Here is a 13,523-nt window from a genome sequence, read left to right as displayed (position 1 = left end):
CAGGCGGCAGGTTCACTCGAAAGGCGGGTATCGGGGCCACCACTCGGCCGCGGACAGGTCACGGGAACCGCACCGGAACCGCCACCGTGTGTGACGCCTCTCGCCTCCCGGGTCGCGGCAGTGTAGACATGGCACATGGTCCGGCTTCCGGGTCGACCCGGTACCCGTTCGCCCCGTCGTCCCAGCGGTGTGCGCGCACCAGCGCACGACCGCGCTCCAGGGGCGTCCGAGCAGGGACCGGGGCGAGCGGCGCGCCGTTCGCTCGCCCGCCGCGAGCAGGAGGCGGGGCGGTCCCGGTCGGGACTGCGCGCGGCGCTGAGCGGGCGCAGCGTCGCCGGACAGGTCTTCGTCCTGCAGGTCGTCATCGTGCTGCTGCTGGTCGTCGCGGCGGCGGCGGCGCTGCTGCTGCAGGTGCGGCACGACACCACGCAGGAGGCCCGCAATCGCTCCCTCGCCGTGGCCGAGGCGTTCGCCAACGCGCCCGGCACGGTCCAGGCGCTGGACAGCCCGGACCCCACGGCCGTGCTGCAGCCGCGGGCCGAGGCCGCCCGTAAGGCCACGAAGGTCGACTTCATCGTCGTCATGAACACCGACGGCATCCGCTACACCCATCCGAAACCGGACCGTATCGGCAAGAAGTTCGTCGGGAACATCCAGCCGGCGCTGGCCGGGGGCACCGAGATCGAGGAGATCAACGGGACGATCGGGCGGCTGGTGCAGGCGGTGGTGCCCGTCAGGGCGCCCGACGGCAAGGTCGTGGGCCTGGTGGCGGCCGGTGTCACGACGGAACATGTGGGCGGCGCGGCGAACCGGCAGATGCCGCTGGTCCTGGCCGCCGCGGCCGTGGGCCTCGCCCTGGCCACGGCGGGCACCGCACTTGTCAGCAGGCGGCTGCTGCGCCAGACCCACGGCCTGGGGCCGCGCGAGATGACCCGGATGTACGAGCACCACGACGCGGTACTGCACGCGGTACGGGAAGGGGTGCTGATCCTCGGCCAAGACGGCGACCTGCTGCTCGCCAACGACGAGGCGCACCGCCTGCTCGGCCTGCCCAAGGACGCCGAGCGGCGCCATGTGTCCGAGCTCGGCCTCCCCCCGGAGACCGCCGCCCTCCTGGCGTCCCGACGGGTCGCCACCGACGAGGTGCACCTGGTCGGGGACCGGCTGCTGGCCATCAACCAGCGGTCCACCGATGTGGACGGCGGTCCGCCCGGCAGCGTGGCGACGCTCCGCGACTCGACGGAGCTGCGTGCCCTGTCCGGCCGGGCCGAGGTGGCGCGGGAACGCCTCAGCCTGCTCTACGACGCCGGTCTGGGCATCGGCACCAGCCTGGATGTGACACGTACCGCCGAGGAGCTGACCGAGCTGGCCGTCCCCCGGTTCGCGGACTTCGCCAGTGTGGACCTGTTCGACGCCGTGCTGGACGGTGAGGAGCCGGAGGCGGGGAACGAGCTGCGCCGTGCGGCGTTCAGCGGTGTCCGCAAGGACACTCCCCTGTACTCGGTGGGCGAGCGGATCCAGTGGGTGGAGTCCTCTCCGCAGGCGGAGGGGCTGCGCGGCGCGCGGGCCGTCCTCGAGCCCCGTCTCGGCGAGGCTCCGGGCTGGCTGGCACAGGACGCGGAGCGGACCGCTCAGGTGGTGGAGCACGGGATCCATTCGCTGATCACGGTGCCGGTGCGGGCGGGGTCCCTGATCCTGGGCCTGGTCAACTTCTGGCGCTGCGAGAAGCCGGAGCCCTTCGACGCGGAGGACCTGGCCCTCGCCGAGGAGCTGGTCGCCCGCGCCGCGGTCTCCATCGACAACGCCCGCCGCTTCACCCGCGAGCACAGCATGGCGGTGACGCTGCAGCGCAGTCTGCTGCCGCGGACGCTGCCCGAGCAGGGAGCCCTGGACATCGCCTACCGGTACCTTCCGGCGCAGGCAGGAGTGGGCGGTGACTGGTTCGACGTACTGCCGTTGTCCGGTGCCCGGGTGGCCCTGGTGGTGGGCGACGTCGTGGGCCACGGGCTGCACGCCGCGGCCACGATGGGGCGGCTGCGCACCGCGGTGCACAACTTCTCCGCGCTCGATCCGCCGCCCGACGAACTCCTCGGGCTGCTCGACGAGCTCGTCGGCCGCATCGACCAGGACGAGGCGGCCGATCCGGGCAGCGCCCCCGTCACGGGCGCGACCTGTCTGTACGCGATCTACGACCCGGTCTCCCTGCGCTGCACCGTCGCCCGGGCCGGCCATCCGCCGCCGGCCGTGATCCGGCCCGACGGCAGTGTGGAGTTCCCCGACGTTCCGGCCGGTCCCCCGCTCGGCCTCGGGGGGCTTCCGTTCGAGACGGCCGACCTTGAGCTGGCGGAGGGCAGTCGGCTGGTGCTGTACACCGACGGACTGGTCGAGGACCGGGGCCGGGACATCGACGACGGTCTGGAGCTGCTGCGCGCCGCGCTGGCCGGAGCCGGGCCGTCCCCGGAGGACACCTGCCGGGCCGTCCTGGAGTCGGAGCTGCCGGACCGGCCGAGCGACGACATCGCCCTGATCGTCGCGGGCACCCGGGCCCTCGCCGCCGACCGGATGGCCGAGTGGCCGGTGCCGACGGACCCGGCGGCCGTCGGCGAGGTGCGCGCGTCGGTGACCCGGCAGCTGGCGCGGTGGGGTCTGGAAGAGCTGACGTTCACCACGGAGCTCGTCCTCAGCGAGTTGGTCACCAACGCGATCCGGTACGGCAGCGCGCCCGTGCGGGTCCGCATGCTGTACGACCGCAGCCTGATCTGCGAGGTATTCGACGGCAGCACCACCTCACCCCACTTGCGGTACGCGGCGATGACCGACGAGGGCGGGCGCGGCCTGTTCCTCGTCGCCCAGCTCACCGAGCGCTGGGGCACCCGCTACACGCCCCGGGGCAAGGTCATCTGGGCGGAGCAGCCGCTGCCCTGAGGAGACCTCCCGCTCATCTCCCGCTCTTTACCAGGAACTTGCCCACCGCACGGGTGACTGCACTCGCCTCCCTCTGATAGGAAACCTTCCTAACAGTGTACGACCCAAGTTCCCACCCCCCACCTTCACTTGGAGTCCCTGTGGTGCATCGGAACCATGACGCGGCAGGCCCCGCCGGCACCTCGCGTCGCGCCGTCCTCGCCTTCCTGGGCGCCTCGTTGGCGGCCGTCCCGCTCCTCGACGCCCCGCCCGCCTCGGCGGCCCCCGAGGCGGCGAAGGCCGTGGGGCTCGACGACCCCGCGAAGAAGGAGATCGCCATGGAGCTGGTCTCGAGCGCGGAGAACTCCTCCCTCGACTGGAAGGCCCAGTACAAGTACATCGAGGACATCGGCGACGGCCGCGGCTACACCGCCGGCATCATCGGATTCTGCTCCGGCACCGGCGACATGCTGGACCTCGTCCAGCTCTACACCGACCGCGAGCCCGGCAACGTCCTCGCCAAGTACCTGCCGGCACTGCGCCGGGTGAACGGCAGCGACTCCCACGACGGACTGGACCCGAACTTCCCCAAGGACTGGCGCAGGGCGGCGCAGGACACGGCGTTCCAGCAGGCTCAGAACGACGAACGCGACCGGGTGTACTTCAACCCGGCCGTCCGGCAGGGCAAGGCGGACGGGCTGGGCGTCCTGGGGCAGTTCACGTACTACGACGCCATCGTGATGCACGGTGACGGGGACGACCCGACGAGCTTCCGCAACATCCGCAAGCGGGCCCTGCGCACGGCGAAGCCGCCGGCGCAGGGCGGCGGCGAGGTCGCCTACCTGAACGCCTTCCTCGACGCGCGGGCGTGGGCCATGAAGCAGGAGGAGGCCCACAGCGACACCAGCCGGGTCGAGACCGAGCAGCGGGTGTTCCTGCGCAAGGGCAATCTGAACCTCGACCCGCCGCTGGACTGGAAGGTGTACGGGGACAGCTACCACATCGGCTGACGGCCCGTCACTCACTGAAGGAGCGAGACGCCGAGCGGCCGGAACCCGACCCGGGACCGCGCCCCGTCGTGGGCCCACGTCACCTCGACGCCGTCGTCGTCGGCCCTCACGTCGGCGACCGCCTCCGCCAGGGGCGCCGGGTCGGGTTCCGCGGTGAGACTCGCCAGGCATACATGCACGGTGGTGCCGCCGGCCCGACCGGTGAGCCGGGGGACCCGGGCCCAGTGGGCGTAGGCCGTGCCGCCGGGCGCGGGGATAGGCTCCGGGCCCTCGTCCCAGCCGTGGAGCCCGTGCAGCGCCGAGACGACCGGCTGCTCGGGGCCGGTGGCCCAGCCGGTGTGGGTGACCCGGGCGCCGTCCGGGGCGCCGACCACGCGGTGGACACGCAGTTCGTACCGTCCGCGGACCACCGTCACGCTCTCCACCCTCAGGCCGGGCACCATCGGCGGCCCGGCGGCGAACACCGGCCGGTGCCAGGAGGCGGCCCAGCCCCAGCCGTCGCCGTGGCCCGCCCCCAGAGGGCGGATCCGGCGGCGTACGCTTCCCCGTCCCTTGACCTCCACGGACAGGTGGTTGTCCGGGATGTTCCCGAGGGCCGTGGGCCCGGTGCGGGTGGAGTACGCCTGGCGCCCGTAGTGCGGATCGTCCTCGGCGGCGAACTCGCCCTCGTGGGGCCGCACATGGTCGCTGCCGTGGTTGTGCAGCCGTACGATCCCGTCGGCCCGGGTGGCCTGCACCAGCAGCCCCGGCGCCGGCAGGGCGAGTGCCCGGTCGGCCTCCTCGGCCGGCGCGGGCTCCTCACGGGCCGTCCACAGGGGATGGCCGGCGGGTGCCAGCAGGGACACGAACGCCTTCGACGCCCAGTACGGGGACGCGGGACCCGAGTAGGTCTGCAGGGTCGCCTCGTGCGGGCCGTGCCAGCCGAGGCTCAACAGCCCGTCCTCGGTCAGTGCGCCGTGCTCCAGGAAGTAGCGCAGGCTGCCGCTCGCCAGGCGCCGGGAGGTGCCCGGGCTCAGCGGGGTGTGGCCGGTGAGGGCGCCCAGGCCGACGGCGGCCGTCGCGGCGAAGCGGTACGCGAGCGACCGGCCGAAGTGCAAAGGCGCGCCGTCCGCGCCGAACATCAGCGAGAAGCCGTCCAGGTGCTCCCGCAGCCGCGCCCCGTAGCGGGCGGACGAGTCCTCGTCCCCGGCGAGGTGCGCGTCGAGCACCGGGTACAGGTGCAGGGCCCAGCCGTTGTAGTGGTCGAAGGCGCGGCCGTCCCCGTCCGCGTACCAGCCGTCGCCCCGGTACCACTCCTCCAGCAGGTCCAGCGCCCGCTGCCGTGCCGCGGCCGTCTCCGCGTCGCCGCGGCCGACCGACTCCAGGAACCCGGCGACGGTGTACGGGAAGAGGTACCAGTTGTTGGGTGCGGGCGTGTGGCGCAGCGCCCCGCGCAGCCATTCCTCCGCCCGGTCCTGGGCGTCCGCGCCGAGGTTCTTCCACAGCCAGGGCGCGGTCAGCCTGAGGCCGAGCGCGACCGACGCGGACTCCACCATCGGCTGGCCCTGCACGTCGTGGTCGAGGATCAGCGGCCAGGACTCGGTGTCGTCGCGGCCGGGGGTGCGGGTGCCGGCGGCGAGGCCGCGCGCGTACCGCTCCAGCCAGCCGTGCGGGTCGTCCCCGGCGGCGCCCGCCACCCGGAAGGCGGCGGCGAGGAACGTGCGGGCGTAGCCCTCCAGTCCGTCGGAGCGCATTCCCGAGCGTGAGGGACGCCCGGGCAGGTCGAGCAGGGCGCAGCCCGGTGTGCTCCAGCGCCACGCGGACGCCAGCAGCCCGTCGGCGACGGCTTCCCAGTGGGCCCGCGCGTATCCGGTGTACGGGCTCGACTCGTGGTTCTCAGGGGGGAGTTCGAAGAGGGTGGCGGGGGTGCTCATGCCTGGAATGCCAGCCTTTCGCGTCGTACCGGATGCAGGAAGCCGGCGCCGGAAGCCCACCGCGCGGTCTCCGCCAGGGCGAGGTCGGCGAGGCGGTGCCACTCGTTGCCCTGGGAGCCTGCCAGGTGGGGGGTGATGAGAACGTTGTCGCAGTCCCACAACGGGTGCCCGGCCGGCAGGACTTCGGGGTCGGTGACGTCGATGACGGCCCGGATACGGCCGGCCGCGGCGGCATCCGTGAGCGCGTCCTGATCGACGACCGCGCCACGGGCGGTGTTGATCAGGACGGCGCCGGGGCGCATCGACTCGATCAGTTCGCGGCCGACCAGGCCACGGGTGGCCGGCAGCAGCGGAGTGTGCACGCTGACGGTGTCGCTGCGGGCGAACAGCTCGTCCAACTCGACGCGCTCCACGCCGAGTTCGGCGGCGTCGACATCGGTGACGTACGGGTCGTGCAGGAGGACGTGGAGGTCGTGCGGGCGGAGCAACTCGATGACGCGGCGGCCGGTGAGCGATGCGGACAGGATGCCGATGGTGCGGCGGTGGTTGCCGATGGTGCGGGGGGTACGCAGCCAGTCGTCGCGGGTACGGGAGGCGCGGTAGGCGCAGGCGCGTTCCAGGACGTGCTTGCCGGTGAGGAGGATCATCGCGAGGGTGTACTCGGCGACCGGGACGGCGTTGGCGGAGGCGGCGGAGGAGATCTCGATGCCGCGCTCCCAGCAGGCGTCGGTGATGTGGCCGCGGACGCTGCCCGCGGTGTGCACGACCGCCCGCAGCCGGGGCGCCGCCGCGAGCGCGTCCTCGTCGAGCGGGGGGCAGCCCCAGCCGGTGACCAGCAGGTCGACGTCGGCGAGGACGGCCCGGGCCCGAGGTGTGGTGAAGTCGTCCAGGACGGGCGGCGGGGCGAGGTCGCAGAGCGCGGCGAGCGCGTCCAGCGACTCGGGGTCGAGGACGGCCGCGGCGGCCTTGGCGGACATGGCGAGGGCGGCACGGGGGCGGAAGCCGGGGCCCGGCGTCGAGACGGTCATGTCGGTCGGAGAACTCCTGACGGGAGGGGCTGTTCGGGGAACTCCTGCGAGAAGGGCTACTTGACGGCGCCGGCGGTCAGTCCGCCGCGCCAGAAGCGCTGCAGCAGGGCGAAGGCGAGGATCAGCGGGAGGACGGCGAGCAGCGAGCCCATGATCACCACGGGGGAGTACTCGGGTGACACGGAGGCCGAGCTGTTCCAGGTGTACAGGCCCAGGCTGACCGGATACAGGTCCTGGTTCGACAGCATCACCATGGGCAGGAAGAAGTTGTTCCAGATGGCGGTGAGCTGGAAGAGGAACACGGTCACCAGGCCGGGGCCGAGCATGCGCAGCGCCACCCTGACGTACGTGGTCAGCTCGCCGGCGCCGTCCATCCGCGCGGCCTCCAGGACCTCGTCGGGCACGTAGCCCCGGCTGAAGATGCGACCCAGGTAGACGCCGAACGGGTTGAACAGGACCGGGATGAACACCGCCCAGAAGGTGTTGACCAGGCCGGCGCCGGAGGCCATCAGGTACAGCGGGAGCGCGAGGACGGTCTGCGGGACCATCACCGCCGCGAGGACCAGGCCGAACAGCTTCTCCTTGTGCCGGAAGCGGTACTTGTCGAAGGCGTAGCCGCAGGCCACGCTGATCAGGGCGCCGAGCGCGGCGCCGACCACCGCGTAGAGCAGGCTGTTGAGGTACCAGCGGCCGTACTGACCGTCGTCCATGGAAAACAGGTCGTGCAGGTTCGTCAGGAAGGAGAAGTCCTTCAGGGACAGCAGATTGCTGCCGAACAGCGCGTCCCTGGTCTTGCCCGCGGCGAGGACCAGCCACAGCACGGGCAGCAGGGTGTACAGCACGGACAGCGCGACGACGGTGTTGACGGTGGCCCGGCCGACCAGCCGGTGGCGTGGGAGGGTGGTGCCGGCGGCGCTCATCGGGCCTCCTCGGCGGTCGTGGAGCGGCTGGTGACGCGGGTGACGCCGTAGGACAGGGCGATGGTGCACAGCAGCAGGACGACGGAGGCGGCCGCCGCCAGGCTGTAGTTGTTGCGGGTGAAGGCCGCGTCGTAGATGTACATGCTCGGCGAGAAGCGGGAGTTGATCATCGGTGACGACTGGCTGAGCAGCATCGGCTCGGTGAACAGCTGCAGCCCCCAGATGAGGGTGAACATGGCGACCATCACGATGGAGGCGCGCACCAGGGGCGTCTTGACCTGCAGGGCCGTGCGCACCGGTCCGGCGCCGTCGACGACGGACGCCTCGATCACCTCGCGGGGCACGGCCTGCAGGGCGGCGTAGAAGACGACCATGTTGTAGCCGAGGTGGCTCCACAGGGCGATGTTCACCATGGAGGGCAGCACGGTGTGCAGGCCGAGGAAGTCGATGGTGATGTCGGCCTTGGCGAACAGGGCGATGACGGGGCTGATGCCCGGCGTGTAGAGGTAGAGCCAGATCAGTGCCGCGATGATGCCGGGCACGGCGTGCGGCAGGAAGAGCCCGAGCTGGGCCCAGGCGCGCAGGCGTACCACGCCGGAGTCCAGCAGCAGCGCGAGCGCGAGGGCGCCGACGACCATGACGGGGATGTAGACCAGGCAGTACAGGGCGACCGTGCCGAGCCCGGACAGGAAGGTGGGGTCGGTGAGGACGGCCGCGTAGCTGCGCAGCCCGACGAAGACCGTGCGGCCGGAGCCGAAGCCGAGACCGGGGTGGTCGTCACTGTAGAAGCTGAGGTAGACAGCGGTGCCGACGGGGATCAGGAAGACGGTGACGAGCAGGGCGAAGAAGGGCGCCATCAGGACGGCGCAGGCGGCGAGTTGACGGCGCCTGGCGGCCCTGCGGGTGCGGCCGGTGGTGGCCGGGGCGGCGGTGCGGAGTGTGGTGGCCCGGGCGTGCGGGGTGGTCGCGGTCATGGGGCATCACCTGCCTTTCGGGCGGCTCAGGTGCTGTGCTGGGTGGTGGACAGGCCCAGGGCCTTCAGGTCGGGCATGGTGCCGTCCTGAGCCGCGCGCACGGCGTCGACGAGGGTGCCCTGGCCGGCGCCGACGCGGGCGAAGGAGTCCTGCATCACCCTCCCGGTGGCGGTCATCCGGGGTCCCCAGACCCAGCCGTCGCGGATCTTGTGGGCCTCCTGCTCGAAGAGGCGGTAGATGTCCTGGCCGCCGTAGTACGACCGGTCGAAGGCGGCGCGTCCCACGGCGACGAGGGTCGAGGCCGCGGGGTACTGGCTGCTGGTGCCGCTGGAGAGGCGGGCGCGCAGCGCGTCCGGGTGGGAGACCTGCCACTCGATGAACTCCATGGTGGCCTCGGGGTGCCTGCTGTCCTTGGTGACGGCGAAGGTGGAGCCGCCGTGCGTGCCGACGTAGGGCCGGCCGGTGTCCCACTGGGGCAGCGGGGCGATCCGCCACTGGCCCTTCTGTGCGGGCCGCGCCTTCATCTGGGCACCGGCGTCCCAGGCGCCGCTCAGCCGGGTGAGGACCAGTCCGTTGCCGATCTGCGCGTCGGACTGCCGGCTCTCGACGGCGTTCATGAACACCACGTCGTCGTCGATCAGCCGCTGCCAGTACGCCGCGATGCGCCGGGTGGGGGCGTCGGCGAGGGAGACGTTCCAGGCGCCGTGGGAGGTGTCGAACCAGTGGGCGCCGGCCTGCCAGGAGTACGCGGCGAACTGCGTGGCCCCGTCGGTGGGGAACAGCACCAGCCGCCGTCGCGGCGCCTTGCGCCTGACGGTGCGGGCGAGGTCCGCGAACTCGTCCCAGGTACGCGGCACTTGGAGTCCGTACTGCTCGAACAGGTCCGTCCGGTAGTGCATGACCATCGGCTCGACGTCGAGCGGGACGCTGAACACCCGCCCCTGAAACGTGGTCAGGCCGAGGGCCTGCGGGAGCAGTTTGGCGCGCAGGGTGTCGCTGACGAGCGCGGTGATGTCACGGGCGACGCCGTCGATGGCGAAGCCGGGGACCTGCGGGTACTCGATGGTGGCGACGTCGGGCGCATTGCCGGCCCGGGCGGCGTTGCTGAGTTTGGCGTAGCCGCCCTGTCCTCCGGAGGGGATCTGCTGGAAGTCGACCTGGATGCGGTCGTGCGTGCGATTGAACGCGTCCACCACCTCCTGGCTGCCGCGCAGGGCGGACCAGAAGGTGATGCGCATGGTCCTGCCGGTGCCGCGCGACGGGGGACCCGCCGTGCCACTGCAGGCGCTCACGGCTCCTGTCAGCGGTAGTGCGGCCATCGCGGCGAGCACGGATCGACGGCTCTGTCGACCAGGCATGGTGCCTCCCGCGGCTGCTGGTGTCCGTGCGGACACGACCTGTTCGAGACACGGGAATCCTCATGCCGCAACAAAAAACGGTCAAGAGATCGATCAGAAGAAAATTAAACGGTCAAACGCTCATTTCCTGGCGCGGGAGGCTCACCGGTGGAGTCGCGGACCGTCAGCGTGGGCAACAGCTCGATGCGCTGCACCGAACGGAGCGCGCCGTTGCCGGAGCCCTCGAGCCGTCGCAGCAGCAGTTCGGCGGCGACACGGCCCACCTCGCCCTTGGGCGGCGAGACGGCGGTCAGCCGTGGGGTGCCGAGCCCTGCCACCACGTCGTCGTACGCCACGACCGAGCAGTCCTGGGGGACCCGCACACCGTTCTCGGCGAGCTGCTGAACCAGCATCAGGGCGTCGACGTCGCCGTGCAGCACGGCCGCGGTGGCTCCGAGTTTGCGCAGCAGAGCGGCCAGGTCCGTCGGCCCGTCCTCCCCTGCCGCGGGCGAGCTCAGCGCCCAGGCCCACTCCGCGACGAGCGGATGCGCCTCGGCGACCTCGCCCAGGGCGGCCCGCAGGGTGCGCGCGGTGGGGCTGTCGTCACGTGTCGCGAAGACGATCCGCCGATGCCCGAGACCCACCAGGTGCTGCACGGCGAGATGGGCGCCGTACCAGTGGTCCGAGCACACCGAGTCCATCGCGTGCAGGGCGCTGCCCTTGCGGGGCCGCCGTTCCATCAGCACCGTCGGCACGCCCAGGTCCGCGAGCCACTCGTGGTCGGCTTCCTCGGCCTCCGGAGTGCGCCACCGCGGCGCGAGGAGAACACCGCGCACGCCCTCCGCCAACGCCCGCTCCACCTGCGGGCGTTCCGCTCCGGGCACCTGCGGCGCGATGTGCAGGGCGATGCGCAGGCCGGCCTCCTCCAGCGCGGTGCGGGCGCCGTGCAGGGTCTCGTAGAGGTACGAGTGCCGCTCGGGCACCACCACGGCGACGGTGTCCCCGTCCGCGACGGGGGTGCCCGGCACCTCCTGGGCGGGAAGCGTCGAGCGGACCACCCCGTGACCTCGCCGCAGCTTCCCCTCACGGGTCAGCTCCTCCACGTCCCGGCGGATCGTCACCACGGAGACCTGGAGCTCGGCGGCGAGGTCCCGCACCCGCGCGGCACCGCGCGCCTGCACCGCGGCCAGGATCCGCCGACGCCTGAGATCGACCGGCTCACGCATGAGGCCTCCCCGCCCTTGAATGTTCGTTTGAGCGATTCGGGGACCAGCATACGAGCGAATGCGCCGACGGGCGTCGTGTCGTCGGAGCCTATGCCTCGACTCGCTCCAACAGTTGTGGGCCGTTGTTCCGGACGTCGTTGACGGCCGCGGACACGGGGCGGGCGTCCAGTCGGCCGTCCGCGGGCGGGCTCAGCAGGGCGTGCAGCCGTGCCGGGTCCTGGTGCGCGGGGTCGAGCCAGGCGTCCTGGTGGCCGGGGGCGACGGCCAGCGGCATCCGGGGGTGGATGCGGCCCGCGGCGTCGGTGGCCTCCGTGGTCAGGATGGTGCAGGTCGTCCACCAGGCGGAGTCGTCCTCCTCGGCCGCCGACGGGTCGTGCCAGAACTCGTACAGCCCCGCCAGGGCCATGACCTGGCCGTCCTGCGGGCTGATGAAGTACGGCTGTCTGCGGGCCTTGGCCTTGCCATCGGCCGGTACCTGCTGCCACTCGTAGAAGCCGTCGGCGGGCAGCAGACAGCGCCGCCTGAGGAAGGCCGGGCGGAAGGCGGGCTTCTCGTGCACCGTCTCCATCCGCGCGTTGATCATCCTGGCGCCGATCTTCGGGTCCTTCGCCCAGGACGGCACCAGGCCCCAGCGCAGCGAGCGCAACTGCCGCCGGACGGCTCCCGCGCCGCGAGGTGCGCGTTCGAGAACCGCCCACACGTGGTCCGTCGGAGCGACGTTCCAGCTCGGCGGCAGGTCTTCCCCCTCGTCCCAGTCGGTGACCCTGAAGAGCCGTACGAGATCCTGGGGGCCGCGGGTGGAGACATAGCGACCGCACATACCAAACCACCCTCCGACTTGCGAAAACGCCGGATCATGCCGCACCGGGTCAGCACGGGTGCCGGGTCAGCGCACCCGCACGTCCATCACCTTGACCGCCGGCCGGTGGCGTCCGGGTGAGGTGCCCGTACGTGTCCGCCGTCTCGTTGATCCCTTGTGCCCCAGCCACCGGGACACGTCCAAGAGTGGCAGACCGTTGCCGCTTCCACCCTGCAGGAACAGCGCCGGATTCGCGGCCCGGAGGTGCCCACTGCCTTCCTGCACCCGCCCCGGCCCATCCACGGCGCGTCTTGCGTTGACCGCCCAGATCAACGGCGAGGTCGTGGGCAAGGACCTGCTGTCCAACATGAGCTGGACCTTCGAGGAGATGACCGCGTACGCCTCGCGCGGCACCGTGGTCCGTCCCGGTGACGTGCTCGGTTCCGGGACCTGCGGAAACGGCGGCTGCCTCGCCGAGTTGTGGGGCGTGCGCGGCAGGCAGGACCCGCCGCCGCTGAAGCCCGGCGACATGGTCACGCTCACCGTCGAAGGCATCGGCAGCGTCTCCAACACCGTGGTGGCCGGCCCCGCCCCGGTGCCGGTCGAGGCCGCGCGGCTGCGCCCGCGGGAGCGACCGTGACCGACCTCCGCTCCAAGAGGCTGCTGGGCAAGGTCGTCGTGGTCACCGGCGCGGCCCGAGGCCAGGGCGCCGCGGAGGCCGAGGCGCTGAACCGCGAGGGTGCCCGTGTGATCGCCACCGACGTCACGGAGGCCCCCGGCTGCCGCCGCCTCGACGTCACCAGCGAGAAGGACTGGGCCCGCCTCGCCGCCGACTTGCGCGAGACGTACGGGCAGGTGCACGGCCTGGTCAACAACGCGGGCGTCACCTGGCGCGCCCGTATCGACCAGGTACGCCCCGAGGACATGGCCCGCGTCCACGCCGTCAACGTCACCGGGCCGCTCCTCGGCATCCAGCACCTGGTGCCGCTGATGCGGGCGGGGGCGTCGATCGTGAACGTCGGTTCGTCGGCTGCCCTGACCGCCCACTACCCCGTCGCCTATACCGCCAGCAAGTGGGCCCTGCGCGGCCTGTCGAGGACCGCCGCCATGGAACTGGGACCGCGCGGTACCCGCGTGAACAGCGTCCATCCCGGCTTCATCGAGACCGAGATGACCGCCTCCGCCGCGCCCGCGTTCCGCGAGGCCAACCTCCTCGGGACACCACTCGGCCGCACCGGGACCGTCGACGACATCACCCCGCTCGTCACCTTCCTCCTCTCCGACGACGCGTCCTTCATCACCGGCGCCGAGATCCCGGTCGACGGCGGACTCACCACGCACGGCGGCGCCAAGCCCATCTCGGACGCCCTGCGCGAGGGCGCCTGAAAGTGGTCATGGCCGGACGTGACCGA

Annotated in this window: 10 protein-coding genes and 1 pseudogene; 4 read left to right on the top strand and 7 right to left on the bottom strand. The window is 72.1% G+C overall.

From position 1 onward, the window contains the following. The first annotated feature begins 135 nt into the window (after window positions 1-135). Window positions 136-2,925, top strand: coding sequence for a SpoIIE family protein phosphatase (locus ACZ7L1_RS13570; protein WP_471436872.1), 2,790 nt, complete (start codon window positions 136-138; stop codon window positions 2,923-2,925). A gap of 140 nt (window positions 2,926-3,065) precedes the next feature. Next, window positions 3,066-3,914 (top strand): chitosanase, encoded by an 849-nt coding sequence (locus tag ACZ7L1_RS13565; RefSeq protein ID WP_471436870.1) that lies wholly within the window; start codon window positions 3,066-3,068, stop codon window positions 3,912-3,914. Between the two features lie 11 nt (window positions 3,915-3,925). On the opposite strand, the gene ACZ7L1_RS13560 is transcribed toward ACZ7L1_RS13565, so the two are convergent. The 7 genes from ACZ7L1_RS13560 to ACZ7L1_RS13530 all read right to left on the bottom strand — a co-directional run bounded on the left by ACZ7L1_RS13560 (window position 3,926) and on the right by ACZ7L1_RS13530 (window position 12,132). After that, window positions 3,926-5,827 (bottom strand): DUF2264 domain-containing protein, encoded by a 1,902-nt coding sequence (locus tag ACZ7L1_RS13560; protein ID WP_471436868.1) that lies wholly within the window; start codon window positions 5,825-5,827, stop codon window positions 3,926-3,928. Continuing rightward, the gene (locus ACZ7L1_RS13555) at window positions 5,824-6,855 is read right to left on the bottom strand and encodes a hydroxyacid dehydrogenase (protein WP_471436867.1); all 1,032 of its coding nucleotides are present in this window, start codon (window positions 6,853-6,855) and stop codon (window positions 5,824-5,826) included. The genes ACZ7L1_RS13560 and ACZ7L1_RS13555 overlap by 4 nt, the downstream gene beginning before the upstream one ends. A gap of 56 nt (window positions 6,856-6,911) precedes the next feature. Continuing rightward, window positions 6,912-7,775, bottom strand: a complete 864-nt coding sequence (locus ACZ7L1_RS13550) for a carbohydrate ABC transporter permease (RefSeq protein ID WP_471436865.1) — start codon at window positions 7,773-7,775, stop codon at window positions 6,912-6,914. Then, on the bottom strand, window positions 7,772-8,749 hold the full coding sequence (locus ACZ7L1_RS13545; protein WP_471436863.1) for a carbohydrate ABC transporter permease: 978 nt from the start codon (window positions 8,747-8,749) through the stop codon (window positions 7,772-7,774). Before ACZ7L1_RS13545 ends, ACZ7L1_RS13550 begins: the two co-directional genes overlap by 4 nt. A gap of 26 nt (window positions 8,750-8,775) precedes the next feature. Then, on the bottom strand, window positions 8,776-10,107 hold the full coding sequence (locus tag ACZ7L1_RS13540; protein ID WP_471436861.1) for an ABC transporter substrate-binding protein: 1,332 nt from the start codon (window positions 10,105-10,107) through the stop codon (window positions 8,776-8,778). Window positions 10,108-10,211: 104 nt separating this feature from the next. Then, window positions 10,212-11,312 (bottom strand): substrate-binding domain-containing protein, encoded by a 1,101-nt coding sequence (locus ACZ7L1_RS13535; RefSeq protein WP_471436859.1) that lies wholly within the window; start codon window positions 11,310-11,312, stop codon window positions 10,212-10,214. 88 nt (window positions 11,313-11,400) lie between these two features. Then, window positions 11,401-12,132, bottom strand: coding sequence for an SOS response-associated peptidase (locus tag ACZ7L1_RS13530; protein WP_471436857.1), 732 nt, complete (start codon window positions 12,130-12,132; stop codon window positions 11,401-11,403). Window positions 12,133-12,415: 283 nt separating this feature from the next. Between ACZ7L1_RS13530 and ACZ7L1_RS13525 the strand changes: the two are divergent. Together ACZ7L1_RS13525 and ACZ7L1_RS13520 are read left to right on the top strand one after the other, a co-directional pair. Next, window positions 12,416-12,751: pseudogene (locus ACZ7L1_RS13525) on the top strand (fumarylacetoacetate hydrolase family protein); the annotation flags it as partial. Further along, window positions 12,748-13,497, top strand: a complete 750-nt coding sequence (locus ACZ7L1_RS13520) for an SDR family NAD(P)-dependent oxidoreductase (RefSeq protein ID WP_471436855.1) — start codon at window positions 12,748-12,750, stop codon at window positions 13,495-13,497. The pseudogene ACZ7L1_RS13525 and the gene ACZ7L1_RS13520, both read left to right, overlap by 4 nt. Window positions 13,498-13,523 lie beyond the last annotated feature (26 nt).

The sequence above is a fragment of the Streptomyces sp. NPDC107546 genome, assembly GCF_055639175.1.
Note: the sequence above shows the minus strand (reverse complement) of the source record. Positions and strands in the feature narration are given on the sequence as shown.